This is a genomic window from Nonomuraea aridisoli, assembly GCF_003236395.1.
In the GTDB taxonomy this organism is placed as follows: Bacteria; Actinomycetota; Actinomycetes; order Streptosporangiales; family Streptosporangiaceae; genus Nonomuraea; species Nonomuraea aridisoli.
This window is the reverse complement of the sequence record NZ_POUD01000002.1, coordinates 43,929-67,545: the sequence shown is the minus strand read 5'-3', so window position 1 is coordinate 67,545 and position 23,617 is coordinate 43,929. Positions and strand designations below refer to the sequence as shown.

The 23,617-nt window shown below is 69.4% G+C and carries 23 protein-coding genes and 1 pseudogene; 15 read left to right on the top strand and 9 right to left on the bottom strand.

Translation table 11 applies throughout. From position 1 onward, the window contains the following. The first annotated feature begins 133 nt into the window (after positions 1 to 133). On the top strand, positions 134 to 1,207 hold the full coding sequence (locus C1J01_RS00985; RefSeq protein ID WP_111175135.1) for a LacI family DNA-binding transcriptional regulator: 1,074 nt from the start codon (positions 134 to 136) through the stop codon (positions 1,205 to 1,207). Between the two features lie 147 nt (positions 1,208 to 1,354). Here the strand turns inward: C1J01_RS00985 and C1J01_RS00980 are convergent, their stop codons facing one another. Together C1J01_RS00980 and C1J01_RS00975 are read right to left on the bottom strand one after the other, a co-directional pair. Next, complete coding sequence (locus C1J01_RS00980; RefSeq protein WP_111175134.1) at positions 1,355 to 2,377, bottom strand: hypothetical protein; 1,023 nt, start codon at positions 2,375 to 2,377, stop codon at positions 1,355 to 1,357. Beyond that, positions 2,377 to 2,955, bottom strand: a complete 579-nt coding sequence (locus tag C1J01_RS00975) for an RNA polymerase sigma factor (protein WP_111175133.1) — start codon at positions 2,953 to 2,955, stop codon at positions 2,377 to 2,379. Before C1J01_RS00975 ends, C1J01_RS00980 begins: the two co-directional genes overlap by 1 nt. A 365-nt stretch (positions 2,956 to 3,320) precedes the next feature. Here C1J01_RS00975 and C1J01_RS00970 point away from each other — a divergent pair, with 365 nt between their 5' ends. Further along, positions 3,321 to 3,806 (top strand): hypothetical protein, encoded by a 486-nt coding sequence (locus C1J01_RS00970; protein ID WP_111175132.1) that lies wholly within the window; start codon positions 3,321 to 3,323, stop codon positions 3,804 to 3,806. Between the two features lie 189 nt (positions 3,807 to 3,995). On the opposite strand, the gene C1J01_RS48950 is transcribed toward C1J01_RS00970, so the two are convergent. Together C1J01_RS48950 and C1J01_RS00960 are read right to left on the bottom strand one after the other, a co-directional pair. After that, positions 3,996 to 4,310: a hypothetical protein gene (locus tag C1J01_RS48950; protein ID WP_146615428.1), complete on the bottom strand. Its 315-nt coding sequence runs from the start codon at positions 4,308 to 4,310 to the stop codon at positions 3,996 to 3,998. A gap of 116 nt (positions 4,311 to 4,426) precedes the next feature. After that, the gene (locus C1J01_RS00960; RefSeq protein WP_111175130.1) at positions 4,427 to 5,023 is read right to left on the bottom strand and encodes a hypothetical protein; all 597 of its coding nucleotides are present in this window, start codon (positions 5,021 to 5,023) and stop codon (positions 4,427 to 4,429) included. Between the two features lie 352 nt (positions 5,024 to 5,375). On the opposite strand from C1J01_RS00960, the gene C1J01_RS00955 reads away from it, so the two are divergent. Beyond that, on the top strand, positions 5,376 to 5,675 hold the full coding sequence (locus C1J01_RS00955; protein WP_146615427.1) for a hypothetical protein: 300 nt from the start codon (positions 5,376 to 5,378) through the stop codon (positions 5,673 to 5,675). 397 nt (positions 5,676 to 6,072) lie between these two features. Here the strand turns inward: C1J01_RS00955 and C1J01_RS00950 are convergent, their stop codons facing one another. Next, positions 6,073 to 6,735 carry a TetR/AcrR family transcriptional regulator gene (locus C1J01_RS00950; protein WP_181448507.1) on the bottom strand — a complete coding sequence of 221 codons (663 nt, stop codon included), beginning with the start codon at positions 6,733 to 6,735 and terminating at the stop codon, positions 6,073 to 6,075. 101 nt (positions 6,736 to 6,836) lie between these two features. Here C1J01_RS00950 and C1J01_RS00945 point away from each other — a divergent pair, with 101 nt between their 5' ends. From C1J01_RS00945 to C1J01_RS00920, 4 genes are all read left to right on the top strand, one after another. Further along, complete coding sequence (locus tag C1J01_RS00945) at positions 6,837 to 8,045, top strand: cytochrome P450 (protein ID WP_111175127.1); 1,209 nt, start codon at positions 6,837 to 6,839, stop codon at positions 8,043 to 8,045. A 7-nt stretch (positions 8,046 to 8,052) separates the two neighbouring features. Next, positions 8,053 to 8,244 (top strand): ferredoxin, encoded by a 192-nt coding sequence (locus tag C1J01_RS00940; protein ID WP_111175126.1) that lies wholly within the window; start codon positions 8,053 to 8,055, stop codon positions 8,242 to 8,244. A gap of 649 nt (positions 8,245 to 8,893) precedes the next feature. Further along, positions 8,894 to 9,421 (top strand): recombinase family protein, encoded by a 528-nt coding sequence (locus C1J01_RS00925; protein WP_235854156.1) that lies wholly within the window; start codon positions 8,894 to 8,896, stop codon positions 9,419 to 9,421. A gap of 263 nt (positions 9,422 to 9,684) precedes the next feature. Next, complete coding sequence (locus C1J01_RS00920; RefSeq protein ID WP_111175125.1) at positions 9,685 to 10,308, top strand: DUF6461 domain-containing protein; 624 nt, start codon at positions 9,685 to 9,687, stop codon at positions 10,306 to 10,308. Between the two features lie 154 nt (positions 10,309 to 10,462). Here the strand turns inward: C1J01_RS00920 and C1J01_RS00915 are convergent, their stop codons facing one another. Next, a complete protein-coding gene (locus C1J01_RS00915) occupies positions 10,463 to 11,209 on the bottom strand; it encodes a TetR/AcrR family transcriptional regulator (RefSeq protein WP_111175124.1) in 747 nt (248 codons plus the stop codon). 113 nt (positions 11,210 to 11,322) lie between these two features. On the opposite strand from C1J01_RS00915, the gene C1J01_RS00910 reads away from it, so the two are divergent. From C1J01_RS00910 to C1J01_RS00880, 7 genes and pseudogenes are all read left to right on the top strand, one after another. Next, positions 11,323 to 12,306 carry an ATP-binding cassette domain-containing protein gene (locus C1J01_RS00910; protein ID WP_111175123.1) on the top strand — a complete coding sequence of 328 codons (984 nt, stop codon included), beginning with the start codon at positions 11,323 to 11,325 and terminating at the stop codon, positions 12,304 to 12,306. An 11-nt stretch (positions 12,307 to 12,317) separates the two neighbouring features. Next, positions 12,318 to 13,160 carry an ABC transporter permease gene (locus C1J01_RS00905; protein ID WP_111175122.1) on the top strand — a complete coding sequence of 281 codons (843 nt, stop codon included), beginning with the start codon at positions 12,318 to 12,320 and terminating at the stop codon, positions 13,158 to 13,160. A 334-nt stretch (positions 13,161 to 13,494) separates the two neighbouring features. Next, the gene (locus tag C1J01_RS00900; protein WP_111175121.1) at positions 13,495 to 14,052 is read left to right on the top strand and encodes an NADPH-dependent FMN reductase; all 558 of its coding nucleotides are present in this window, start codon (positions 13,495 to 13,497) and stop codon (positions 14,050 to 14,052) included. Positions 14,053 to 14,203: 151 nt separating this feature from the next. Further along, positions 14,204 to 14,428 (top strand): annotated as a pseudogene (locus tag C1J01_RS51035) (Tn3 family transposase); the annotation flags it as partial. A 335-nt stretch (positions 14,429 to 14,763) separates the two neighbouring features. Beyond that, positions 14,764 to 15,006 carry a CPBP family intramembrane glutamic endopeptidase gene (locus tag C1J01_RS00890; protein ID WP_235854154.1) on the top strand — a complete coding sequence of 81 codons (243 nt, stop codon included), beginning with the start codon at positions 14,764 to 14,766 and terminating at the stop codon, positions 15,004 to 15,006. 98 nt (positions 15,007 to 15,104) lie between these two features. Further along, entirely contained in the window at positions 15,105 to 16,049 is a 945-nt protein-coding gene (locus C1J01_RS00885; RefSeq protein ID WP_111175119.1) for an ATP-binding cassette domain-containing protein, read from the top strand. After that, complete coding sequence (locus C1J01_RS00880) at positions 16,046 to 16,819, top strand: ABC transporter permease (protein ID WP_111175118.1); 774 nt, start codon at positions 16,046 to 16,048, stop codon at positions 16,817 to 16,819. Before C1J01_RS00885 ends, C1J01_RS00880 begins: the two co-directional genes overlap by 4 nt. Here the strand turns inward: C1J01_RS00880 and C1J01_RS00875 are convergent. From C1J01_RS00875 to exaC, 3 genes are all read right to left on the bottom strand, one after another. Next, positions 16,798 to 19,851, bottom strand: coding sequence for an AfsR/SARP family transcriptional regulator (locus C1J01_RS00875; protein WP_111175117.1), 3,054 nt, complete (start codon positions 19,849 to 19,851; stop codon positions 16,798 to 16,800). The two genes, C1J01_RS00880 and C1J01_RS00875, sit on opposite strands and share 22 nt — an antisense overlap. A gap of 73 nt (positions 19,852 to 19,924) precedes the next feature. Beyond that, a complete protein-coding gene (locus tag C1J01_RS00870) occupies positions 19,925 to 20,287 on the bottom strand; it encodes a DUF779 domain-containing protein (RefSeq protein WP_111175116.1) in 363 nt (120 codons plus the stop codon). 1 nt (position 20,288) lies between these two features. Further along, positions 20,289 to 21,812, bottom strand: coding sequence for an acetaldehyde dehydrogenase ExaC (exaC, locus tag C1J01_RS00865; protein WP_111175115.1), 1,524 nt, complete (start codon positions 21,810 to 21,812; stop codon positions 20,289 to 20,291). 215 nt (positions 21,813 to 22,027) lie between these two features. Between exaC and C1J01_RS00860 the strand changes: the two genes are divergently transcribed. Next, the gene (locus C1J01_RS00860) at positions 22,028 to 23,539 is read left to right on the top strand and encodes a helix-turn-helix domain-containing protein (RefSeq protein ID WP_111175114.1); all 1,512 of its coding nucleotides are present in this window, start codon (positions 22,028 to 22,030) and stop codon (positions 23,537 to 23,539) included. Positions 23,540 to 23,617 lie beyond the last annotated feature (78 nt).

Sequence of the window (23,617 nt, the reverse complement as noted above, 5' to 3'; positions counted from 1 at the left end):
TGCGTGGGACATCCGGCACCGGGCTGATGTCCCGCCGTCCTTTGCTAAATCGGATTAGCGCACGATAGTCTCACGGCGCGCGTCGTACCATGTCAACCCCCTGTAACACACCCTTGACGATCGGAGGTGCTGGGTGAGCCCACGACGGGTCACGCTGGCCGATGTGGCAAAGGCCGCGGGCGTCTCCCGCACGACCGCCTCGCTGGTGTTGTCCGGCCGTGGGCGCGAGCTGCGTATCTCTCAGGACGTCGAGCAGCGGGTCCTGCGAGCCGCCGACGAGTTGCGGTACCGGCCCAACATCGTCTCCGTGGGCCTGCGCACGGGCACCACCCGCACGATCGGCTTCGTCTCCGACACCGTCGCCACCTCACGGCTGGCCGGCGACATGATCAAGGGAGCGCTGGAGGCCGCCCGCGACCGTGGCTTCATGCTGTTCATCGGTGAGACGGAGGGCGACTCCGAGCTCGAACGTCTCCTGCTGCAGGCCATGCACGACCGCCAGGTGGACGGGCTCGTTCTGGCCTCGATGTTCACCAGGACCATCAAGGTGCCCGAGGACATCACGAACGCTCCCGCCGTTCTGCTCAACGCGCTGCCCGAGCAGCCCACGCCCCTGCCCGCCGTCCTGCCCGACGAGGTCGAAGCCGGCCGGACTGCGGCGCGCGCCCTGCTCGAGGCCGGTCACCGCGACGGCGTCTACCTGATCGGCGCCGGCCCCGGCATGCGTGACGTGCCCCCGGAGAGCGTCGCCGCGGTGGAACGGCTCGTCGGCATCCGCGAGGCGTTCGGCGATGCGGGTGTCGCGGTGGCGGGCGGCCGTACCTGTGCGGACTGGCAGCCGGAGTACGGCCTCGCGGCGACGCGGGAGCTCCTGCGGACGGCGCGGCCGCGCGCCCTGATCTGCTTCAACGACCGGATCGCGATGGGCGCCTACCAGGCACTCGACGATGTCGGGCTCAAGGTTCCTGACGACGTGTCCGTCGTCTCCTTCGACGACCACCCGATCGCCTCGTGGATCCGGCCCAAGCTGACGACCGTGGCACTGCCCTACTACGAACTCGGCCGCAAGGCCGTCGACGTGTTGTTCACCGAGATCGGCCGCGACCACGCGGGCCCGGACGGCCAGGGTGAGGTGCACCGGGTGCCGATGCCTCTGTGCAGCCGCGAGTCCATCGCGCCACCACCTGCGGCGGCCCCCGCCGGCTGAACCCGCCGGGAGCCGGGCGACGCGTGCCGCTGCCCGGGGAGCCGCACGAGGTGCCGCACCGCTCGGTCGCGGAAGCGGCGGCACCTTCCGACGAGCATGCGAGCCGCTCGGCGACCGAGCGGCCCGCGTGATCTCGCTGGTGACGGGTCAGAACCTGCCGGCTTCGACGTCGGCGAGCGTCACCCGGGAGGTGTGGTAGTAGGTCATGGTGGACGGCACGTCCGAGCCGCTGCCGGACAAGGCGACCGGCCGGCCGGTGCCGGCGTTGATGACCAGCGTTTCCACGATCTCGCCCGTGGCGGACCACCTGGCGGTCAGCGTGAGCGTGGGCTCGCCGGCGGTGATGGTCTTCGCGACCTCGACTGTCGGCATCGTCGCCAGGAGGCGCAGCACGCCGGCCCGGACCTGGGGGTTCTCCGGCGCCGCGATCAGCGCGTCGATGGAGTTCGCCCAGATGTGGTTGTCGGTGATCTCCTTCTGCTGCTCAGGGGTCGGCGGCTCCGGCGGCACGTACGTCTCGCCTCGCGCCTTGGCGAGGCCCTTGAGCTTCTCGATCTTCGTCTGTTCCGGATCCTGGTTCGTGCCCGGGGCGATGTTGGCGTCGGCCATCCGTGCGCGCGCGGTGTCGAGATCGCCCTCCGCGGCGTAGAGCGCCGCCGCTATGTCGCGCTTGAACACGTCGTCACCCCCGTCCTTCTGGACGACGGCCCGCCGCAGGGCCTTCTTGTCGTACCCCCAGTAGTAGGTGCCGTCGTCGGTGAACAGGCCGATGCCGTTGCCGCCCGGCTCGTCACTGGTCGGCGACTGGTTGCGGATCTCCAGCGTCGCGTCGCCCGGCGCGTCGGCCCGCAGGGGCGTGATGCCGGCGGCCAGCTCCACCAGGATCGTGTTCCCTGTCGCCGGCGCCGCCTCCGTGGGGGGCTTGACGGGCGTCGACGCGGACGTGACGACCAGCGTCACGGCGGCGGCCGCGGCGACCAAGGCGGCGGCGCCGAAGCCCACCGTGCGGCGCATGCCCCACCGGGCCCGCCGGACCGGTGCCGTTCTCGTTCCCGGCGCCCCTTCCGCGGCCATCGCCGCCCGCAGCACGGCCCTGGCGTCCTCGTAGGCGTGCGGCCGGACCGGCTCGGCGTCCTTCAGGTCCCTCAGCAGGTCCATCTCGTCGATCATCACTTGGCCCCCTTGATCGTGTGGTGATGGGTCAGCAACGCGGCCATCCCCGGCGCGTTCCGCAGCGCCATGCGCGCCTCGTGCAGGTGGCGGCGCGCCGTTCCCGGCGGTATGCCGATCGCCCGTCCCGCGTCGGCGACGGTCAGGTCCTCCCAGGCGACCAGGGTCAAGATCTCCCGCTGCTGCGGCCGGAGCAGGGCGAGGGCGTGCCGCAGCACCGACCCGACGTCGACGCGGTCGTCCACGGCGGCCCACGGGTCCCATCCGGGCGCGAGGTCGGGCACGTGCGCCAGCGGTTCCTCGGCCGGGCGGGATCGCCAGTGCCGCCGGAGCGTGTTGTGCGCGACGCCGATCAACCATGGGCGGGCGTCGGGGAACGAACGATCGTAGGCCGCCCGGGACGTGAGCGCCGCCACCCATACCTCGCCGAGCAGGTCCTCGGCCAGTTCGCGGCCGGCCCGTCGCGCGAGGTAGGCCCCCACGGCCGCCTCGTGACGCCGGACCACCTCGACGAAGGCGTCCTCATCTCCGTGGAGCGATCGGGCGATCAACTCCGCATCGTCTGGATCAGATGTCATGAACTTCCTCGTATCTGGATCGCCTTACATCCAGGTATTGCCGGTTGATGGGGTGAAGTGTTCGGCGCTGGTCGGCGTCCGGTTCCTGAGGACTTCTGTAGTACCAGCACGAAACCGGGCAAGCCGCCTGGGGGCCTACGTCGCCCCGGCGTCGCCGTCCAGATCGGTCCTGTGTGACACCACGCAATGACGTCACCGGCGGAAACGTCATGGTGAGGTCATGACGCGGCCCCACTGACCGTCGAGGGCGGACGACAGCTGAGATGGATCGCAGGGCTTCGCGGGCAGCGACGTCCGAACGTCACGAGAGCAAGGAACTCATCACCATGTCACGTCGGCCGGCTTCCGCTGGTGCCACCTCCCCGATGCGGCCTGGCCGGCCCGAGATCGTGGTGAGCCTGCGCGCGTTGACGGCCGCCGCGGCCGTGGTCGTGCTGTTCGGCCGGCTGGGGCTGGCCCCGGTGGTGTACGGGCTGATCGTGGCCGCCCGGTCGGGCATCGCCGGCCTCGTCGGCTTCGCCGCGGCGGCACTCGTGTGCATCCGCCCGCTCAGCTCCTTCAGCGTTCGCCGCACCACCTGGCGCTGGATACTCATCGGCGGGGCGGCAGGCGTGGTCGCCTTCGTCCTCAAGGGCGTGGTGAACCACGCCGTCATCGCCCTGACCATGTTCGACACCGACCCGCAAGGCATGTACTACGACGCGGCGGGCGGCGGTGTGCCGCCCCTGATCCTGGCAATCCTGTTCCTCGCCGTCCTCACCCCTGTCGGCAAGGAGGGGGTGGTCCCCTCTCCCCTCTGCCGGAAGATCCACCCGGCCCGCGCGAAGTCGGCCCCGCGCATGCGGGGATAGCCGGGGCTGGAAAAGTCCGATCTCGATGGCCAGCACGCCGAGCGCTGCCTTCTCCAGGCTGTAGATGCGCGGATATTGGCCAGTTGCTGCCCGGGGGCTGTCGGGGTTGACGTTGGCCGCGCTCTCAGCGTCCAGCATCTCCTCGGTCAGTAGGTCTCAATGACAGTTCTGTTGTCGGCATAATCTTGCTCAGGTGTCGAGGTGATGGCGATGGCCTTGCCGATGGACTGGCCCACGTGCGAACTCCTGCCGTTCGACCGTCACCTCGAAGTGTTGCGGGAACGTGCCGTCCACCAGGTCGCACGTCGCCCCGAAATAGCCGTACTGGCTCAGGGCCGTGCCGTTTCGCACTCCGGTGATGGCCTGGCCAGAGGAGACATACACGTCGGGATCGCGCAACAGGCCCGCTGCGCGGGTGCGGGGATGATGCGATCCGCCCAGCTTGAGGAGCGCGGAGAGCGGAACCTGCGGTGGGAGCCGCGCGCGGGCTACTTCGTGTGTCACGGGTGCTGGCGGCACGTTTCCGAGGTCGAAGGGCGGATCCTGGTCACTGAGAAGAAGGGAGCGCGACTACCTCGTCCCGAGCCGCCCGTCCGAATCGGAGGTCGAGCGTGGAAGTCTTAGATCCAGATCCTTGGGCTCTCCAGAGTCCCTATCTTCCTGTGGCTGCTGTCGAACACCGTGATTCTTGACAGGTATACAGAGTTCGCCCCAGCACTCGGATAGAGGGTGACGTCCGACCGGCCTTGGGTGCAGGGCCGCTGCTGCGGCCCCACGGCTACTACGCCGTCGCGTAAGACCTGGTAGACGTCCACGATGTACACCAGGTAATACGCGCAGTTACTAGGCAAGCCTGAGTTGTAAGCGTCCGCCCTGAAGTAGCCGCCCGACACGGATATACAGGGATAAGTTCTCACGAACCCGTTACCGCTGTAGGCCGGTCGGCAGCCGCCGCCTTCCAGCACTCCCACCGTGCTTGCAGCCCGGGCTGCCTGAGTCAGTCCGGGCATGGAAAGGAGCAGAATTACGCCTAAGGCAGTGGTGAAGAAAGATGCGAGCCTTTTCATCGCTCTCCTCGTCTTTTGTCCCCTGTTCTGGCGATCTTTCATCATGACTGTCTCCTGGGTGACTTTGGCAGTCAAGGGCGTTGTGGACGCGGGGCCCGTGACGCGGAGGCCGTCGAGGCGTTCCAGGCGAAGGTCGGTGAGCAGGTCCACGGCTGACCGACGCGGCAGAGGCCCGAACCCTCCTGTCTGGGTTCGGACCTCCACTCTGCGTACGGCCTACCAGCCCCCCATGTGCTTTATGCCGCCTGTGCTCCGCATCCCGCCGAAGTGGTTGCGGCATCGCGACACCGACCGGCAGAAGACCCTGCTCCGTGAACACTTCGCATGCCCGACGGCCGAATTTCGCGCTGGCTCGCAGAGCTGGACCGAACTGCATCCTTCTACTTCGACTCCATCACCCAGATCCGGCTGGACACGTGGCCACGCGGCCGGGTGGCGCTGGTCGGCGACGCCGGGCTGTCACCCCGCGTAGCGATCGGCGCCAGGCACGAGCCTCGCCGTGGTGTCGGCGTACGTGCTCGCCGGGCAACTGGCCACGACCGGTGGCGATCACACCCGGGCGCTCGCCGCCTACCAGGCCGAGCTGGACGAGTTCGTCCGGCGTAGCCGCGTGTTCGCGCGGGGCATGGCGAAAACCTTGCTGCCCTCGCCCCGGCGGGGCCTGACGCTGCTGGAGAACGGCAAGGAACTGGCCACCTGCCCGACCAGCGGACTCACCCGATGGCTGGCCACACTCAACTCCAAGGGAATCCGGCTGTTCGACTCCTTCCCGATGCGGGACTATCAACCGTGCACGTACTGAGCAAAGGCTGAACCGTTCTTCGAGGACGCGAGCCGCCGACAGGCTGATGAGCCGGTGGTTCAACAGCTCATCAGCCTGTCGCGTCGCCCAGACGCCATCTGCGGACCGTGAACTCCGCCGCTACCCCCGGTTACCGACGACCGGCACGCCCTCAGGGAGTGAGTGCTCTGGCGGATGCTCTACGAAACGGGGGTCGGAGAGATTTGGAACAGAATCCGGCGTCAGTGGGGTTCTCGCTGGTCAGCAAGTCCCTGTCATCTCTCTTTCAGATGAGCGGCCTGGGAGGCCGACCGTTTCCAGGGCAAGGAGCAGTTCGGCGGCCTGCACCGGGGTGGTGGATGGAGCGGCCGGTCAGCGCCTGCAGCTTGGCGAGGCCCTCCGGCGGACGTCGAGCCGGCTACTCCGCCATTCTGAGGTGGCGGTCCAGGTCGTCGAGGGTCAGCGGCTGCCTGCGCAGCGGCTCGGAGGCGTCCAGCGCCGTGGCGTTGAGGCCGCCGAGGAACAGCTCCAGCTGCTGGTCGGTGATCAGCCGGTTCAGCTCGGCACCGACGACAGGCAGCGGGCGGGACAGCTTGATGACGCCGAGCCAGATGTCGATGGGGTTGATGCCTTGGCGGAGCCGGCCCTCCTGCTGGGCGGCGCGGGTGAGCTGCTCCATCTGCTCGTAGAGCTGGTCGCGTCGCGCCTTCAGCGTTCCCCCTTCGCCGCGCGCGTCCTGCTCCAGGCCGGGGAGCAGCACCGGCATGATGACGCCGAGCCGCAACTCCACGAGGCGGCGTATGAGCTGTGTGAGCACGCCCCAGGCGTCGGGGTGCGCGCCGGCGGCGCGGTCCAGTTCCTCGCCGACCAGGGTCAGGTTGTCCAGGGCGACCTGCTGGACGAGCGTGTGGCGGTCGGGGAAGCGGCGGTAGAGGGTGGCGATGCCGATGCCGGCTCGGCGGGCGATCTCCTCCAGCGGCGCGTGGATGCCCTGCTCGAGGAAGACCTCGCGGGCCGCGATGATGATCTGCTCGCGGTTGCGGCGGGCGTCCGCCCGCAGCCGGGTCGTGTTCTCGGCCAACCGGTACCCATCTCCTTGATGTGGAGGGAAACCCTTCGTTTGTGCTAGCTTACCGCTAACAGCAACCGAAGGGTTTTCCTCCACTTATTGAGGAGAGGCTGATGTCCCAGACCACGACTCCTGACAGCCGGAGCTTCCCGCTCCGGAGGCAGTGCCCGCTGGCCCCACCGCCGGAGTACGACCGGCTGCGCGCCGAGGAACCCGTCTCCAAGGTGCGACTGCCCACCGGCGGCGCCGCCTGGCTGGTGACCCGGTATGAAGATGTCCGGACCGTGCTGAGCAGTCCGGTGTTCAGTGCCGACGGCACCCGCCCCGGCTTCCCCACGCTTCTGCCGGGGCAGGCGCAGGTTCTGCGGCGCCCGCCGTTCATCCGCATGGACCCGCCGCAGCACAGCTTCTATCGGCGCATGCTCATCCAGGAGTTCACCCTCAAGCGCATCAAGACGATGCGGCCCGGCATCCAGGCCTCGGTGAACAGGCTGCTCGACGACCTGCTCGCCATGACCCCGCCGGTGGACCTGGTCGAGGCGTTCGCGCTCCCAGTGTCGTCACTGGTGATCTGCCAGCTGCTCGGAGTGCCCTACGACGACCACGAGTTCTTCCAGAGCAGGAGCAAGGTCGGCGTGTCAGGGCAGAGCACCGCGGAGCAGTTCGCGGCCGCGTTGGGTGAGCTCCGCGCCTATATGGACGGCCTGATCACCCGCAAGCAGCAGGAGCCCGGCGACGACCTGCTGAGCAAGCTGGTCACCGAGCACCTGGAGCCCGTCGGCGAGCTCCGCCGGGATGAGCTGCTCATGATGTGCCTGATGCTGCTCAACGCAGGACACGAGACCACGGCGAACATGATCTCGCTGGGCACCGTGGCGCTTCTGGAGCACCCTGACCAGCTCGCCGCCCTGCGGGAGAACCCTGAGCTGCTCCCCGACGCCATCGAGGAGCTGCTGCGCTACCTCAGTATCGCCGACCTCGTCACCACCAGGATCGCGGCCGAGGAAACCGAGCTCAGCGGCACCCGGATCCGAGCGGGCGAGGGGGTCATCGCCCTGCTGGCCGCGGCCGACTGGGACCCCGCGGTGTTCCCCGAGCCCGAGCGGCTCGACGTTCACCGCGGCAACCGGCACCACGTGGCCTTCGGCTACGGCGTGCACCAGTGCCTTGGGCAGAACCTCGCCCGGGCCGAGCTGGAGATCGTGTTCGCCACCCTCTTCGAGCGCATCCCCGCCCTGCGGGTCGCCGTGCCGGTGGACGAACTGCCCTACAAACACGGCAATCTCGCGTACGGCGTCCACGAACTGCCCGTCACCTGGTAGGTGGAGCATGCGGATCACCGCCGACACCACCATCTGCATCAGCGCCGGCATGTGCGCGCTCACCGCGCCGGGGGTCTTCGACCAGGGCGACAACGACGGACTGGTCGCGGTAGTCCTACCGGACCCGCCCGAGGAACTGCGCAAGGCCGCGGCCGAGGCCGTCCGGCTGTGCCCCAGCGGGGCGCTCGGCATCAGATAGGCCTCGAATATCGGATAGGCAAAGAGCAGGCACGAGCCTCGATGCGACGCTTCGTCCTCCCCAGGAGGACCTGCGCCTGCCCTGCCGTCGTGGCTCACCAACCGGCTGCGGGACCAGCTCACCGCGCTGGTGCCCGGCCGCCCCGCCGGCTACCATCCCGGCCACCCGCTGGGCCGGATCGGCGTCCCGGAGGAGATCACGGCGGACGGCGGCTGGACGTCCGGACAGGCCATGATGACGCAGCGCCTCGACACCACCGACGAGACCACCTCTGACCCTCGGGTTCAAGTCAATCACCTTTAGATCGCGTCGCCCGGGGATTCGCATCTCCAGGCGACCCGACCTAGAAGCCAAACAGGATGCGGCCCGGACCGGTGGGACCGTAGATACCGGACAGCGGCCCGGCGAGCATCTCCAGCACCAGGCCGTGCGCCGTCAGATGGTCGCCCAGCCGACGCCATGCGCTGCTTCGGCGCTGCCCTTTGAGACTCGCACGGCCGAGTCGCTATCGGAGCGACATCGACGTAGCGGCGGTGGCCGCTGTTTCATAAGCGACCACCTATGAAGCACGCGTCGCGTGCCGAGCCCGTCCAGGGCCAACGTTGTTTCATACGTCGGCGCAAACAAAGTGGCCGGATGAAACACTCCTATGAAACGATCTCGGGGGCGGGACGACGACTACCTCCGCGTGGAGGCCCACGCCTGCCCGATGACCTCCTGCGCCGCCCCGGCCGGCTCACCCGCCGAACCGGCAAAGGGCAAGGTCGCCGTCCAGTACCACACCGCCCGCTTCCGCCTCGTGCCCGCGCTCGCCAAGGCGCTCACCGTGACCACCCCACCAGTCCGCAAGCCGGGTACGCTCTGGATCGAACTGCCCTGCCCTGCCGCAGCGAGCATCGAACCGGCCGGGCACGTGCGGATCGGATACGCCCGCGCCTCCACCGTCCGCCAGTCCCTGGACACCCAGCTCGACGCGCTCAATGCCACCGGCATCACCCGCATCTTCTCCGAGAAGATGTCCACCCGCGCCACCACCCGGCCCGAACTCGACAGGGCCGTCGCCCTGGCCCGCCGGCTCCGCTCGACCGGGGTCGCGGTCACGCTCGTGGTGCACGAGCACAAACGGCTGGGCCGCGGCCTCGGCCTGGCCGCGCTCGCCGAGCGTCGAGGTCATTGAGGACGTCGCCCGCCTCGGTGCCCGGCTGATCATCCAGATCGCCGTCGGGGCCCGAGGTGGACGCGTTCCTCGGCCGAGCCCGGGTGAATTCCAGACGTTGTCGCAACACGGTGACTGATCTCTCGCGTCGAGAAGCACAGCGAGACGCTCGGCTGGGCTGCCCCAGCAGAGCCACTTCTTGTGATCGGAATTGTCGTGGTCGGTCGCTACCCTGTCGTCTCCACTCATCGAAAGGGAAGAACATGAGTCCAGTTACGTCCGAGATGATCAACTATTACGTACAGCTCCTCAAGGATCTGGACCGGCTGGATCCCTATATCAACAACGCGATGTTCTGGATGGTCGTGCGAGGGCGGGCAGAGCCCCTCACGGTCACCGATGTCGCCCATCGGCTGGATGCCAACCTCGACACGGCGATTCCCCGCACGGTGCTGGAGCCGGGGCGGGAGAAGGTCGTCGTTCTGGAACAGAGCGGTCACGATGTGATCGTGCTGGCCGCCAACGCCTATATCAGCGATCCCGATATCTGGACCCGCCTGACCGAGAACGCACAGGCGTGGGGTTTCTGGTGGCTGGTCAACAACACCAACCGCTTGTTCTACGCCGCCGACGGAGACCTCATCACCAAGGTGGACGTTTTTCGTCCTAGTCCCGCGGAGTGCACGGGCCGAAATCCACGGGCGCTGGACGATTATCTTGGAGCGATTCGGGCGCTTGTGGCACAAAGGGAGGCAGATGACCGTGCAGGGGCATTCGACGCTCCGCCCTATCCCAGATATCCGCACTGGGAGGCCGCCCTGGCAACCGTAGAGGCGATGACAGGCGTTCGCTTGGACCTCGACCGGTTTACCCGAAAGCAACTATCCATCCAAGCCCGTGGCCTGTAGTGAACTGGAGTCTTTCAACCTGACAGCCCTGGTCACCATGGCTTCGCGGAGAGACCTGCGCAACGGCTACACCTACGCCCGCCTGACCGGCGGCTTCGCCATCCGCACGGAAGGCCACTATGGGCTTTCAACGGGCCGGCAGTCCGGAACTGGCTCATCTGCTAGGGAGAGTCGCAGCGATACCGGCGATGATCCTGTCAAGCCCGCGTTCGAACCGCATATCGAAGTCATGGTCGATGCCCTCGCGTACGATACGCGTGAAGTATGGATAGTCACCGCTGCTCATCAGGTTTTCGATGTACGGTGCGATGTTCTGGCGCCATTCCTGCACGCTGAGTCCGCTCCGTTCGCGGACCGCCTCTTCGGTCAACTCCTCCCGCACGAACCCGTTGACCCAACTGCTGATCAACGAGTAGATCTCCAGCATCTCAGCGAGGGAGAGTCCAAGGCCGTCGAGGATGGACATGCCGTGTTCCAGCATGCGCAGCGTGTTCGGACCCATGGTGGGCCGGCCGGCCGCGATTCCGGCGAGCCACGGATGGGCCAGTTGCGTCATCCGTTGTGCCACGGCCAACGCCCGCAGATCGGTGCGCCATTCGCCGGTACGTTCTGGCAGCACGGCCTGGCCCACCATGTGGTCGACCATCAGTTGACATAGTGCCTCCTTGTTCTTGACATACCGGTAAAGGCTCATCGCGCCGGTTCCCAGGGCTGTCGCGACCTTGCGCATGGAGAGTGCTTCGACGCCCTCCGCGTCGGCGATCTTGATGGCGGCCTCGGCGATCTGGGCGCGACTGTAACCGGGAGGCCGTCCACGCGCAGAATCCGTTGACCGAGACGAAGGCCGCCAAAGACGTGCTTCGGACGGCAGCTCGGATCGAGCGGGGGTTCTGTCGGTCATTCTCCCTATGCCTCCATCATGCCGTCTTGCCTGCGGTGCTTGCGTACATCGTACCCGAAAGCTAGGGTCACATTTCGCATAGACCGTACTCGAATTCGCTTCAAGGAGGCCGGGTGGACATTCGCAGCAGTGACGCGATTGTCGTCACAGAAGGACTACGCAAGCGTTTCGGCAGGACACAGGCCCTCGCAGGGCTAGATCTAGCGGTGCCGGCCGGGACGATCTTCGGCGTCCTGGGGCCCAACGGGGCGGGCAAGACCACCGCCATCCGCATACTGGCGACATTGACCACCGTGGACGAAGGGCGAGCGACCGTCGCTGGCTACGACGTGGTACGCCAGTCGCGTCAGGTCCGCCGCCACATTCGGTTGACCGGTCAGCATGCGGCCCTGGACGAAGACCTCACCGGCCGGGAGAACCTCTACATCTTCGCCCGCCTCTTACACCTGCGGCGCGCCGAGGCCCGTCGGCGGGCCGAGGAACTGCTGGAGCGATTCGGGCTCGCGGACGCAGCCGACCGGTTGGTGCGGACCTACTCCGGCGGCATGCGGCGCCGCCTCGACCTGATCTCCAGCATGCTGGTCCCGCCCGCCGTGCTGTTCCTGGACGAGCCCACGACCGGGCTGGACCCCCGCAGCCGCAACGAAATCTGGGACACGACGCGAGAACTGGTTGCTCAAGGCGCGACGGTATTGCTGACCACTCAGTACCTGGCGGAGGCCGATCAGCTTGCCCAGCACATCGCGGTGATCGACGGTGGCCGCGTGATCGCCTCGGGAGCGCCGAAAGAGCTGAAGGCAAGAATCGGCGGCCGGATCGACGTCGTCGTTCACGCCGACCACGACATTGACGTCGCTCAACGCGCATTGGCCGGCATGGCGCGCGTGGCTCCGGACGTGGACCACGACCAGCGGCGGCTCAGCGTGCCGTTCGGCAGCGAGTCAATGTCGCTGCCCGAGGTGGTTCGCCGGCTGGACGCCGCCGGCGTGAATCCAGCGGATGTGGCCGTACGGCTACCGACCCTGGACGAGGTGTTCCTGACGCTGACGGACGCAGCTGCCGGCAGCGACGATCGAAACCCCGCTACACGGCTTTAGGAGGCCACTCCATGACAGTGATCGACACAGCCGGAACAGGAAACCGCGGATTGATCCGGCTCGGACACGGCCTGAGTGACGGAATGATGATCGCCTACCGGAACCTGTCGCAACTGCGGCACAGCCCGGGTGCCATCATCGGCACGATCGCATTCCCGCTCGCGTTCGTGCTCTTGTTCGGTTACGTATTCGGCAGTGCCATCTCCGTCGGTGACGGCGCCAATTACCGCGAATACCTCATGCCCGGCCTGTTCGTCATGGGAATAACCATGGGAACGATGAGCTCGATGATCGTCGTGGCCGCCGACAACGGCCGGGGGGTGATGGACCGACTTCGGTCGATGCCGATCGCCCGTTCGGCCGTCCCGTTCGGCCAGACCGCATCCGATCTGATCATCGCCGCGGCCACGCTGGCCATCATGGCCGCGACGGGACTCCTGGTGGGCTGGCGTGCCCAGAACGGCCTAGGATCCGCCGTGGCCGCGTTCGGCCTGCTGCTATTGCTGCAGTACGCGATGTCATGGATCGGCGTCTACATCGGTTCCCTGGTCAAGGACGAAGAAGCGGGGGCGAAGCTGGGCCCGGTGATGATGCCGGTCACCATGCTCTCCAATGTGTTCGTCCCGACCGACGGAATGCCCACCGTCCTGCGCGTGATCGCGGAATGGAACCCGGTGAGCGCCGCGACGGCGGCCTGCCGGGAACTGTTCGGCAACCCCGGGGCTCCAGCCGCCGACGCGGCGTGGCCGCTCGCCCATCCGGTCCTGGCGACCGTTGGCTGGTGCACGTTGCTGCTGGCTGTCCTGGTGCCGCTGACGGTGCGGCGGTTCAGCCGCGCCCATGACGGCGGATGACCAGATCCCGCTTCTGAACACCTAGCCGAGATCGTTCACCTGGCGAACCGGCTTGGCTGGGCCCAGCGCAATGGGGTCGCCCGGCGGGAGCAGCCAGCACACTCGCGGAAGACCCGTGGAAGGCGGCTCCTGGCGCAGGCGGACTCGCCGCACCCCACGAGGGACGCTGCGGTGCCTCCTCATCACCGCCGTCAACCTCGTCACCGCCGTCAACATCGGGCTTCACCGTGCAGCGCTCCGAGCCCGCAGCGCTATCGCAGGCCACGCCGGTCGACGAGGCATTCGTCCGCGACCGCCGCTCAGTTCCAACTGACCGCAACAGAGGAGAAAAGCCATGATAAAGGTAGCCATCATCATCGGCAGCACGCGCCCGGGACGCAACGGAAAGGCTGTGGCTCATTGGGTCCATGACCTCGCGGCCAAACGCGACGATGCCGAGTTCGAACTGGTGGATCTCAAGGATTTCGACCTGCCGCACCTGGACGAGGTGATGCCGGCGGCGGTGGGCCAGTACAGCCATCCACACACCCAGGCATGGGCTACGAAGATCGCTTCCTTTGACGCGTACGTATTCGTGACGCCCGAGTACAACCACTCGACCTCCGGCGCGTTGAAGAACGCCATCGACTTCCTGTATGCCGAATGGAACAACAAGGCGGCCGGATTCGTCAGCTACGGCAGCAACGGCGGCACCCGCGCGGTGGAACACCTGCGACTGGTAATGGGCGAGCTCCAGGTCGCGGACGTACGGGCCCAGGTGGCGCTGTCACTGTTCACCGACTTCGAGCATTTCAGCGTCCTCAAACCATCGGTCCAGCAGGGCGACGCGTTGGTCGCCATGCTGGACCAAGTCATCGCCTGGGGCAGAGCGCTGCGACCATTGCGCAAGTAGGCGTTGCCGACGCGCCAAGCCCTGCTGGTCCCGGCTTCATCGACGCGCTGAAGTACGGACGACTGTCCCACGTCGACCAGACCGATCTGCGGCTTGAGACCTACCGGGCCGCAAACACCATCGTGATCCAGAGCCAGGCAACCACCCGCTCGCGCAGGCGTGGGGCGGCGGGGTGGTCGCCTCGGTCGACGGCATGCGGTTCGTCGTCCCGGTGCCGTCGGTGTACGCGCGGCCGAACTCGAAGTACTTCGGCCGTCGGCGTGGCGGCGCGACCTGGCTCAACGTGATCAGCCACAGGCCGCCGGGCGCGGCGCGGTGCACAGCAGCCGCTGCAGCGCGCGGTCGAAGACCTCGACGGTGGGCGTGTGAACGGTGACTTTGGCCGTGACCGGGTCAGCGTTATCTCGGCGGATCCTGTCGCCGTGGTGGTGCCGTGTGCGGATAGGGGCAGGATGGGCGGTACCGCCGCCGCGTGGTTGGTGAGGGCGCCCAACACGTCGCCGGCGGCACAAAGGACGGCTGCTCGATCGAGCTTTGCGCTTGGCGGCCATATCGTCGCAGAGACGCCATATCGCGTCGATGAAGCGCTTGGCGTGCCAGTTCTTCCCTCGAGCTTGATGGGGGTACCAACTGCGTGAACAATTTGTGGAAGAAGTCGTCCGGCTTGGCGGTGGTCACGATCGTGGACCGTCGTCGTGCACACCGTACCGCTTGTCGTGCAACGCCCTGCTGCGTTACGGGCCCGTCATCGGCGGCCCGGTGGTCTTCGCCTTCTTCCACGGCATCAACATCGTGCTGCCCGCGGCCCTCGTGGTGGGCGTCATCGGCGCCGAGATGATGCGCCGCAGAGGGTCGATCCGGCCCGCCGTGGCCGTCCACGCCGTCAACGACCTCGCCCTGCCGCTGCTGGTGCTCCTGACCGGAACCACCGGGCCCGGGACGGCGGCGGGCTGAGACCTCACCCAGCCGTTCCGACTTGCTGTTAGTGCGGTGTCCGTGCCGTGTCAGCGGCTCCCGGCATCCTCTTGCTCGTCGAACGATGAGGAGAGGCGATGCACGCGATCCGAGCCGAAGGGCTGATCAAGAGGTACGGCGGGACGACCGCGCTGGAGGGGGTGGACCTGGAGGTCCCCGTGGGCAAGGTCGTCGGCATCCTGGGACCGAACGGGGCCGGCAAGACCACCACGGTCCGGATCCTGGCCACGTTGCTCCGTCCCGACGGTGGGCGGGCCGAGGTCGGCGGTCATGACGTGGTGCGTGACCCGGTCCGGGTGCGCAGCCTGATCGGCCTGACCGGGCAGGACGCCTCGGTGGACGAGGACCTGTCCGCCGTTGAGAACCTGGTGTTGCTGGGCCGCCTGCTCAACCTGTCCAAGCGGCAGGCGCGGGCGCGGGCCTCGGAGTTGCTGGAACGTTTCGAGCTCGCCGAGGCCGCCGGCCGGCCGATCGCCACGTTGTCCGGCGGCATGCGCCGCCGCCTGGACCTGGCCGCCAGCCTCGTGGGCCGGCCGCGGATCCTCCTCCTGGACGAGCCGACCACCGGCCTGGACCCGCACACGCGTAACGAGTTGTGGGCAGTGGTCCGGGAGCTGGTCGCCGACGGCACGACCGTCCTGCTCACGACCCAGCACCTGGAGGAGGCCGACCAGCTCGCCGACCGCGTCACTGTCGTCGACCGCGGCAAGGTGGCCGCCGAGGGCCGCCCCGGCGAGCTGAAACGCCGCATCGGCGGGCAGATCCTGCACGTCCGCCCCACCCTGCGGGGCGACCTGGACGCGGCCACCCGCATCCTGGCCGAGCTCACCGGCACGACTCCCGCCCGCGACGAGAACACCGGGCTGCTGAGCGCGCCCGCCGACGATCCCATGCTGGTCTCGGCCCTGGTCAGGAGGCTGGAGCAGGCCGCGATCCCCGCCGACGAGCTGGGGCTGCGCCTGCCCAGTCTGGACGAGGTCTTCCTGGCGCTCACCGCGACCAGCGAGAGGAACGCGGCATGAGCACCCCGGTCCAAGACCTCCAGCACAGCCTGGTCCTGGCCGGGCGCGGTGTCGCCAAGCTCCGCAGATCGCCCGTGCGGCTCGTGGACGTCATCCTGACGCCGGTGGTGTTCCTGCTCATGTTCGTCTACCTCTTCGGCGGCGCCATCGCCGGCGGGGACCTCGACGCCTACCTGCGGGCCATCGTCCCCGGCATCATGGTCATGACCGTCTTCCAGGCCGGCATCGGCATCGGCGTCTCGCTCAACGCCGACGCGCGCACCGGGGTCTTCGACCGATTCCGCAGCATGCCGGTCGCCCGCTCGGCGCCGCTGATCGGCGCCGTGCTGGCCGGTCTCGTGCGCTCCCTGGTCTCCCTGGCCGTCCTGCTCGGTCTCGCCCTGGTCATGGGCTACCGCATGCACACCGGCCCGCTCGCCGCCCTGGCGGGCATCGGCCTGCTGCTCGCCTTCGGCCTGAGCTTCGCCTGGCTCTCGGTGTACGTCGGCATGCTGGTCAAGACGCCCGGCTCGGTCATCGGTCTGATGACGATCCTCATCCTGCCGCTCACCTTCGCCAGCAACGTCTTCGTCCCCAGTCAGACCATGCCCGGCTGGTTGCGGACCTGGTCGGACGTCAACCCGGTCAGCCTCATGTCCGACGCCATGCGCGGCCTGCTGAACGGCGGCCCGGTCGCCGGCTCGCTGCTGGGCGCACTGGCCTGGATGGCCGGCGCGATCGCCGTCTTCTTCCCGCTGGCGATGCGCTCCTACCGCAGGAACGCCTCCTGACCGGCCAGGACGCGGACGGCCACCCGGTCGATCGCGTCCTGGCGGGGCAGCTCGGCGCCCAGGCGATAGGCCTGGGCGTAGCCCTCAGCGCCCAGGCGCTCGGTGAGCCGGTCGGCCAGGGCGCGCAGCTCCGGCTCACCCTGGTCGAACTCGCCGCGGATGACCTGGCTCATGCCGAGCGCGGCGGCCGCCCCGTCCGGGTCGTCCTCCAGCGCCAGTACGCCGGCCAGCAACTCGGCGGCCCAGGCCAGGCCCGCGCTGTAGCCCTGGGTGATGAGCGAGCCGACGGCCTCGGGCAGCAGCTTCCTGGCCTGGACGGCGTCGCCCTGGGCGAGCCGGTTCTCCAGACGGGTGCTGACGAGCAGGTCCCTGGCGGACTCGCCCTGGACGGCGGCCAGCTCGTCCAGGATCCGGTCGGCCCGCTCCAGATCGCCCGAGAGCCGGTGGACGTTGGCCAGGCCCACCAGGATGTTCACCTCCATGCGCCGGTGGCCGAGCTCCCTGGCCCGGCGGTGGGTGGCCTCGATGTCGCGGAGCGCGCCGTCGAGGTCGCCCTGGCGTCTGCGCTCGCGGGCCAGCCTGGCCCGGCTGAGGTAGAGGTGGTCCTCCGTGCCCAGCTCGGAGCTCAGGGCGACGGCCCGCTCCAGCGCGGCGATGGCCGGGCCGTGCTCGCCTCGCACGGAGTGGTCGCGGGCCAGCGGCAGCAGGCTGATCACGATCCCCCAGCGGTCGCCGGCCTCCTCGAAGCCGCGCAGCGCCTCCCGGCGGGAGGACGCGCCGGAGTGCAGGTCACCCTGCTCGGTCAGGAGGAAGTCGCGGGCCCAGTGGGCGCCGGCCCGCACCCAGGGGTCGGGCGAGACCAGGGCGTCCTGCAGCTCGGACTCCCCTGCCGAGGCGGCGGCCAGCTGCGCCATCCGCATCAGCGGCCGGGCGGGGTGGAACTCCCTGACTCCCGCCGAGTCGACGTCCATGCTCGCCCGTACCACGCCGAAGGCGGCCTTGGCCTGCTCGGGCAGCGCCACGCCGTAGTGGAGATTGCTCTCGAACTGCGCGCTCCTGCCGCTGATGCCCCAGTACCAGAAGAGGGCGCCCACGAAGTGGGAGGGGTCGGCGGCCTGGCGCAGGCCGTGCATCAGGTTGTCGTACTCGGCGTCGAAGACGGCGATCGCGGCCAGCTGCTCCCCGGTCCGCAGCAGCGGCTCGTTCCTCTCGGCCAGGGCGAGGAAGTAGTCGCAGTACGGCACGGCGAGGTCGTCACCCGACTCGGCGAGCCGGTCCGACGCGTAGGCGCGGACGGTCTCCAGCATGCGGTACCGGTCGCCCGACTCCTGGACGATGGACTTCTCCACCAGGGAGCCGATCACGTAGACGATCTCCTCGGCGGGCAGCGACGCGTCCGCGCAGACCGCCTCCAGCGCGGGCAGGTCCGCGCCGCCCGGGAAGAAGGCGAGGCGCCTGGCCAGCGCCCGCTCCTGATCGTCCAGCAGGTCCCAGCTCCACTCCACGACCGCGAGCAACGTGCGCTGGCGGGGCAGGGCCGCCCTGCTTCCCGAGGTGAGCAGGCGGAAGCGGTCGTCGAGACGGCCGGCGATCTGCTCGACGCTCATCGAGCGCAGCTTGGCGGCCGCCAGTTCCAGGGCCAGCGGCATGCCGTCCAGCCGCCAGCAGATCTCCACGACGGGCTCCACCGTGGAGTCGTCCAGCGCGAAGCCCGGCCGCACGCTCGACGCCCGGTCGACGAACAGGCGCACCGCCGCCGCCACCGCCGCCACCGCCGCATCTCTGGGCACGTCGAGCGGGCCCAGGTGGCACAGGGCCTCGCCGGTGATGGCCAGCGGCTCGCGGCTGGTGGCCAGGATGCGCAGCTGCGGCAGCCGTACCAGGAGCCGGCCGACCAGCTCGGCGGCGGCCTCCACCAGATGCTCGCAGTTGTCCAGCAGGAGGAGGCCGTCGCCGACGTCGAGCAGCTCGCAGATCCGGTCCAGGGGCGTGGACTCGCCTCCCTCGTAGAGGCGGCCGTGGAGCGCGCCCAGCACCGCGTCGACGATCTGGTCCGCCGCGCTGACCCCGGCCAGCGAGACGAACCAGACGCGCCCGCGCGCGTGGGCCGGGTCCCTGGCCACGGCCTCCAGCGAGAGCCTGGTCTTGCCCGAGCCGCCGGGGCCGACGATGGTGACCAGCCGGCCCGCGGACAGCAGGCCGGCCAGTTGTGCCAGCTCAGGCTCCCGGCCCACGAAGCTGGTGAGCTGGGCGGGCAGCCGGCTCGGAGCCGTCTCCGCGGCCGCCTCGGGGCGCTTCATCTCCCCGCGCAGCAGCGCCAGGTGGATCTCCTGCAGCTCCGGCGCGGGATCCACGCCCAGCTCGTCGGCCAGCCTGCCCTGGATGTCCGCGTAGACCGTCAGGGCGTCGCCCTGGCGGCCGGCCGCGGCCAGGGCGCGCATCCGCAGCCCCGCCAGACGCTCGCTCAGGGAGTGGGCCGCGGCCAGCGACTCCAGGTCGGCCAGGACCTCGGCATGCCTGCCGAGGTGGAGTTCGGCGTCGATGCGGTCCTCGGCGGCCGCGTGGCGGACGGTCTGCAGTCTCGTGGCGACCCGATCGGCGAAGGGCGCCTCCCGGACGTCGGCCAGGGCGGCGCCCTGCCACAGGTCCAGTGCCGCGCCGAGGGTGGCCGCGGCCTCTTTGTGCATGCCCGCGGCCAGCTCGCGCCGGCCCCGGGCGGCCAGCTCCTCGAACTGGCGGGCGTCGACGTCCTGAGGACTCACGGGCAGCCGGTAGCCGCCGGCGACCAGCTCCAGGGTCACGGCTCCGCTCAGGGCCTTGCGCAGCCGTGCGACGAGGCTGTGCAGGGCGGCGGAGGCTCCCGCGGGCGCCTCCTCGCCCCACAGGTCGTCGATCAGCGTCTCGGCGGAGACGGGTCGGCCCGGCTCCAGCGCGAGCCGGGCCAGCAGCATGCGGAGCCGTACTCCGCTGATCTCCACGGACTCGCCGGTGTCCAGGCAGGCCTTGACGGGACCGAGAACCTCAACGCGCACGGGTACAGAATGCCGGAAAGGTCTATTTGATCCAAATAGCTGTTAACTTGCCGTCTTCGACGTTCGACGACCCCTACTCCTCGCCCTCCAGCAGGCGGGAGCGGATCAGGAAGCGCACGCCCTCCGGCGCCTCCAGGGAGAAGCCGCTCCCCCGGCCCGGCACCACGTCGATCGTGACATGGGTGTGCCACCAGTACGTGAACTGGGCGGCCGACGTCCACACCGGGATCGGCTCGCGCACGCCGTCCACCGCGAGGTCGCCCACGTGGACGTCGGCCGCTCCGGTGCGGAACTCTCCCTCCGGATAGCACATCGGCGAGCTGCCGTCACAACACCCGCCGGACAGGTGGAACATCAGCGGCCCGTGCCGTCCGGTGAGCCGCCGTAGCAGGCCGGCCGCGGCGTCGGTGACGTCCACCCGGCCGTCGCCGGGCATCTCAGAACAGTCCCTGGGCGTGCTCGGAGTACGACACCAGCAGGTTCTTCGTCTGCTGGTAGTGGTCGAGCATCATCTTGTGGTTCTCCCGGCCCATGCCCGACTGCTTGTACCCGCCGAACGCGGCGTGCGCGGGGTAGACGTGGTAGCAGTTGGTCCACACGCGGCCCGCCTGGATCTCCTGCCCCGCCCGGTGGGCGGTGTTGAGGTCGCGCGACCACACCGCCGCGCCCAGGCCGTACAGGGTGTCGTTGGCGATCTTGATCGCGTCGGCGTAGTCGTCGAACCGCGTCACCGACACCACCGGACCGAAGATCTCCTCCTGGAAGATCCGCATCTTGTTGTGGCCCTCGAACACCGTCGGCCGGATGTAGTAGCCGCCGGACAGCTCACCGCCGAGGTCCGCCCGCTCGCCGCCGGTGAGGATCTTCGCGCCTTCCTTCCTGCCGATGTCGATGTACGAAAGGATCTTCTCCAGCTGGTCGTTGGACGCCTGTGCGCCGATCATGGTGCGGGTGTCCAGGGGGTGGCCCTGCACGATCCCCTCCACCCGGGCGATGCCGTCGTCCAGGAAGTCGTTGTAGATGGACGACTGGATGAGCGCCCGCGACGGGCACGTGCACACCTCGCCCTGGTTGAGCGCGAACATCGCGAAGCCCTCCTGCGCCTTGTCGTAGAAGGCGTCCCGGGCCGCGGCGACGTCGGCGAAGAAGACGTTGGGGCTCTTGCCGCCCAGCTCCAGCGTCACCGGCACGATGTTCTCGCTGGCGTACTGCATGATCAGGCGCCCCGTCGTGGTCTCCCCGGTGAACGCCACCTTGCGGACCCGGTCGTGCCGGGCCAGCGGCGCGCCCGCCTCGACGCCGAAGCCGTTGACCACGTTCACCACGCCCGGCGGGAGGAGGTCGGCGACGAGGCCGATCAGCACGTGGATGGAGGCCGGGGTCTGCTCGGCCGGCTTGAGCACCACGGTGTTCCCCGCGGCCAGCGCGGGGGCCAGCTTCCAGGCGGCCATCAGGATCGGGAAGTTCCACGGGATGATCTGCCCGACCACGCCGAGCGGCTCGTGGAAGTGGTACGCCACGGTGTCCGCGTCAAGCTGGGAGATCATGCCCTCCTGGGCGCGGATCGCGCCGGCGAAGTAGCGGAAGTGGTCGGCCGCCAGCGGGATGTCGGCGGCCAGGCTCTCCCGTACCGGCTTGCCGTTCTCCCAGGTCTCGGCGACCGCCAGGGCCTCGAGGTTCTGCTCGATCCGGTCGGCGATCCGGTTCAGCAGCAGCGCCCGCTCGGCGGGCGGGCGGTGACCCCACGCCGCCGCGGCGCCCTCCGCGGCGTGCACGGCGTAGTCGACGTCCTCGGCGGTGCCACGGGCGATCTCGGTGAAGGTCTCGCCGGTGATGGGCGTCGGGTTCTCGAAGTACCCGCCCCGCGCGGGCGGCACGTACTCCCCGCCGATGAAGTGGTCGTAGCGCGGCCAGAAGCTCACCACGCTGCCCGGCCGGCCGGGTGCGGCGTACGTCGCCATCCGTTTGCCCCCTATATCATGGTTTGTCCCCTTATATGGGAATTTAGGGAGCGAACGTTGCAGCTTCGTTGCACGAACGAACGCCCGACGGGGACGGCCGATCGGCCCGATCCGTGCGGACTCCGTGCGGACTCCGTGCGGCCCGCTGCCACGGCTCCGGTCACCGTAGTGACGGCCGTCGGGCGGGTTCCGTCCAGGCGGCTGTGGAGTGCCATATGCATGCACAACGGACATCGACGCCCGCGCCCGCGGTCACCCGCCTGGCGTCGGACCCTGAGGCCCAGTTCCACCTGCTGCAACAGGTGTACGAGGCGACGCTGAGCGGCGGCACCGCGCCGGCGCCGCCCCGCCCGCTGGTCTCCGAGTCCTGGCGGCGCTCGCTCGCCGCCCACGTGAACCCGGACGACTACCGGCCGCCGGTGGTGTACCGCGCGGACGAGGTCGCCGACGCGCGCTCGGCCCACCCGTTGCGGGCCGTGCTGCCGCTGCTGCGCGACCTGCTGGTCGGCATCGCCGACACGTCCCGACATGTCATGATCGCGACCGACGCCGAGGGCACCATCCTCTGGCGGGAGGGCCCCGGCGACATCTGCCGCAGCGCCGACCTGGTCGGGCTGAGCGAGGGCACCCGCTGGACCGAGGACGCCATCGGCACCAACGCGATGGGCACCGCGCTGGCGACCGACTCCCCGGTGCAGATCTACTCCGCCGAGCACTTGGTGCGCACCTACCACGGCTGGACCTGTGCCGCCGCGCCGATCCACGACCCCGACACCGGTGACCCCATAGGCGCTGTCGACGTCAGCGGGCTGCTCCGGGGGCTGCACCCGGCCGTGGTCTGCCTGGTCAACGCCGCCGCCCAGCTCGCCGAGAACCACCTGCGGGCGCTGATGGAGTCGTCCGACGAACGGTTCAGGGAGCGGAACCTGCCGCACCTGCTGGGCCTGCGCGGCGAGCCGGGCGCGCTGCTCACCGTCACCGGCCGGGTCGTCGCCGCCGAGCCGTACGGGCCGTGGCCGAGCCGGGTCACGATCCCGGCCGGCGCGGACCGGGTCACGATCGGCGACGGCCGGGAGGCGCTGGTCGAGCCGCTGCCCGGGGGCTACCTGCTCAGGGTGCCCCGCCGCGGGCGGACCGCACCGCGCCGCCCCACGCTGTCGCTGACCTTCCTCGGCGACCGGCCGGCGGCGGTGCTGGACGGCCGCGAGCTGCCGCTCACACTGCGGTGGGCCGAACTGCTGGCGCTGTTCGCGCTGCACCCGGCGGGGCTGACCGCCGAGCAGGTGGCCTTCCGGCTGTACGGCGACGCCGGCAACCCGGCGACGGTGCGCGCCGAGATCCACCGGTTGCGCGCGCGACTCGGCGAGTCCGCCATGCGCGCCCGGCCGTACCGGCTGCGGGCCGAGGTCGAGGCCGACTTCCTCACCGCGCGGGCCGCGCTGCGCGCCGGGGACGTGCGTGCCGCGGTGGCGGTCTGCCGGGCGCCGCTGCTGCCGGGCTCGGAGTCCGCCGTCATCCGGGCGGAGAGCCACAGCCTGGTCGCGTCGATGCGCTCGGCCGTGCTGGGCCACCACGACCTCGACGCGCTGTGGGACTTCGCCCAGAGCGAGCCGGGCGCCGACGACCTGGAGGTCTTCGAACGTCTCGTGGCCGAGCTGCCCGCGCGCGACCCGCGACGGGCGGTCGCGGAGACCCGGCTCGCGTGGTTGCTCGCCGAGGACGACTGACCCCGGCGCGCTACGTTTGTGCTACGTGCCACTTCATAGGGTGAGGCCGACTTCGCACCCCGGCGGTGCGGCGGCCGG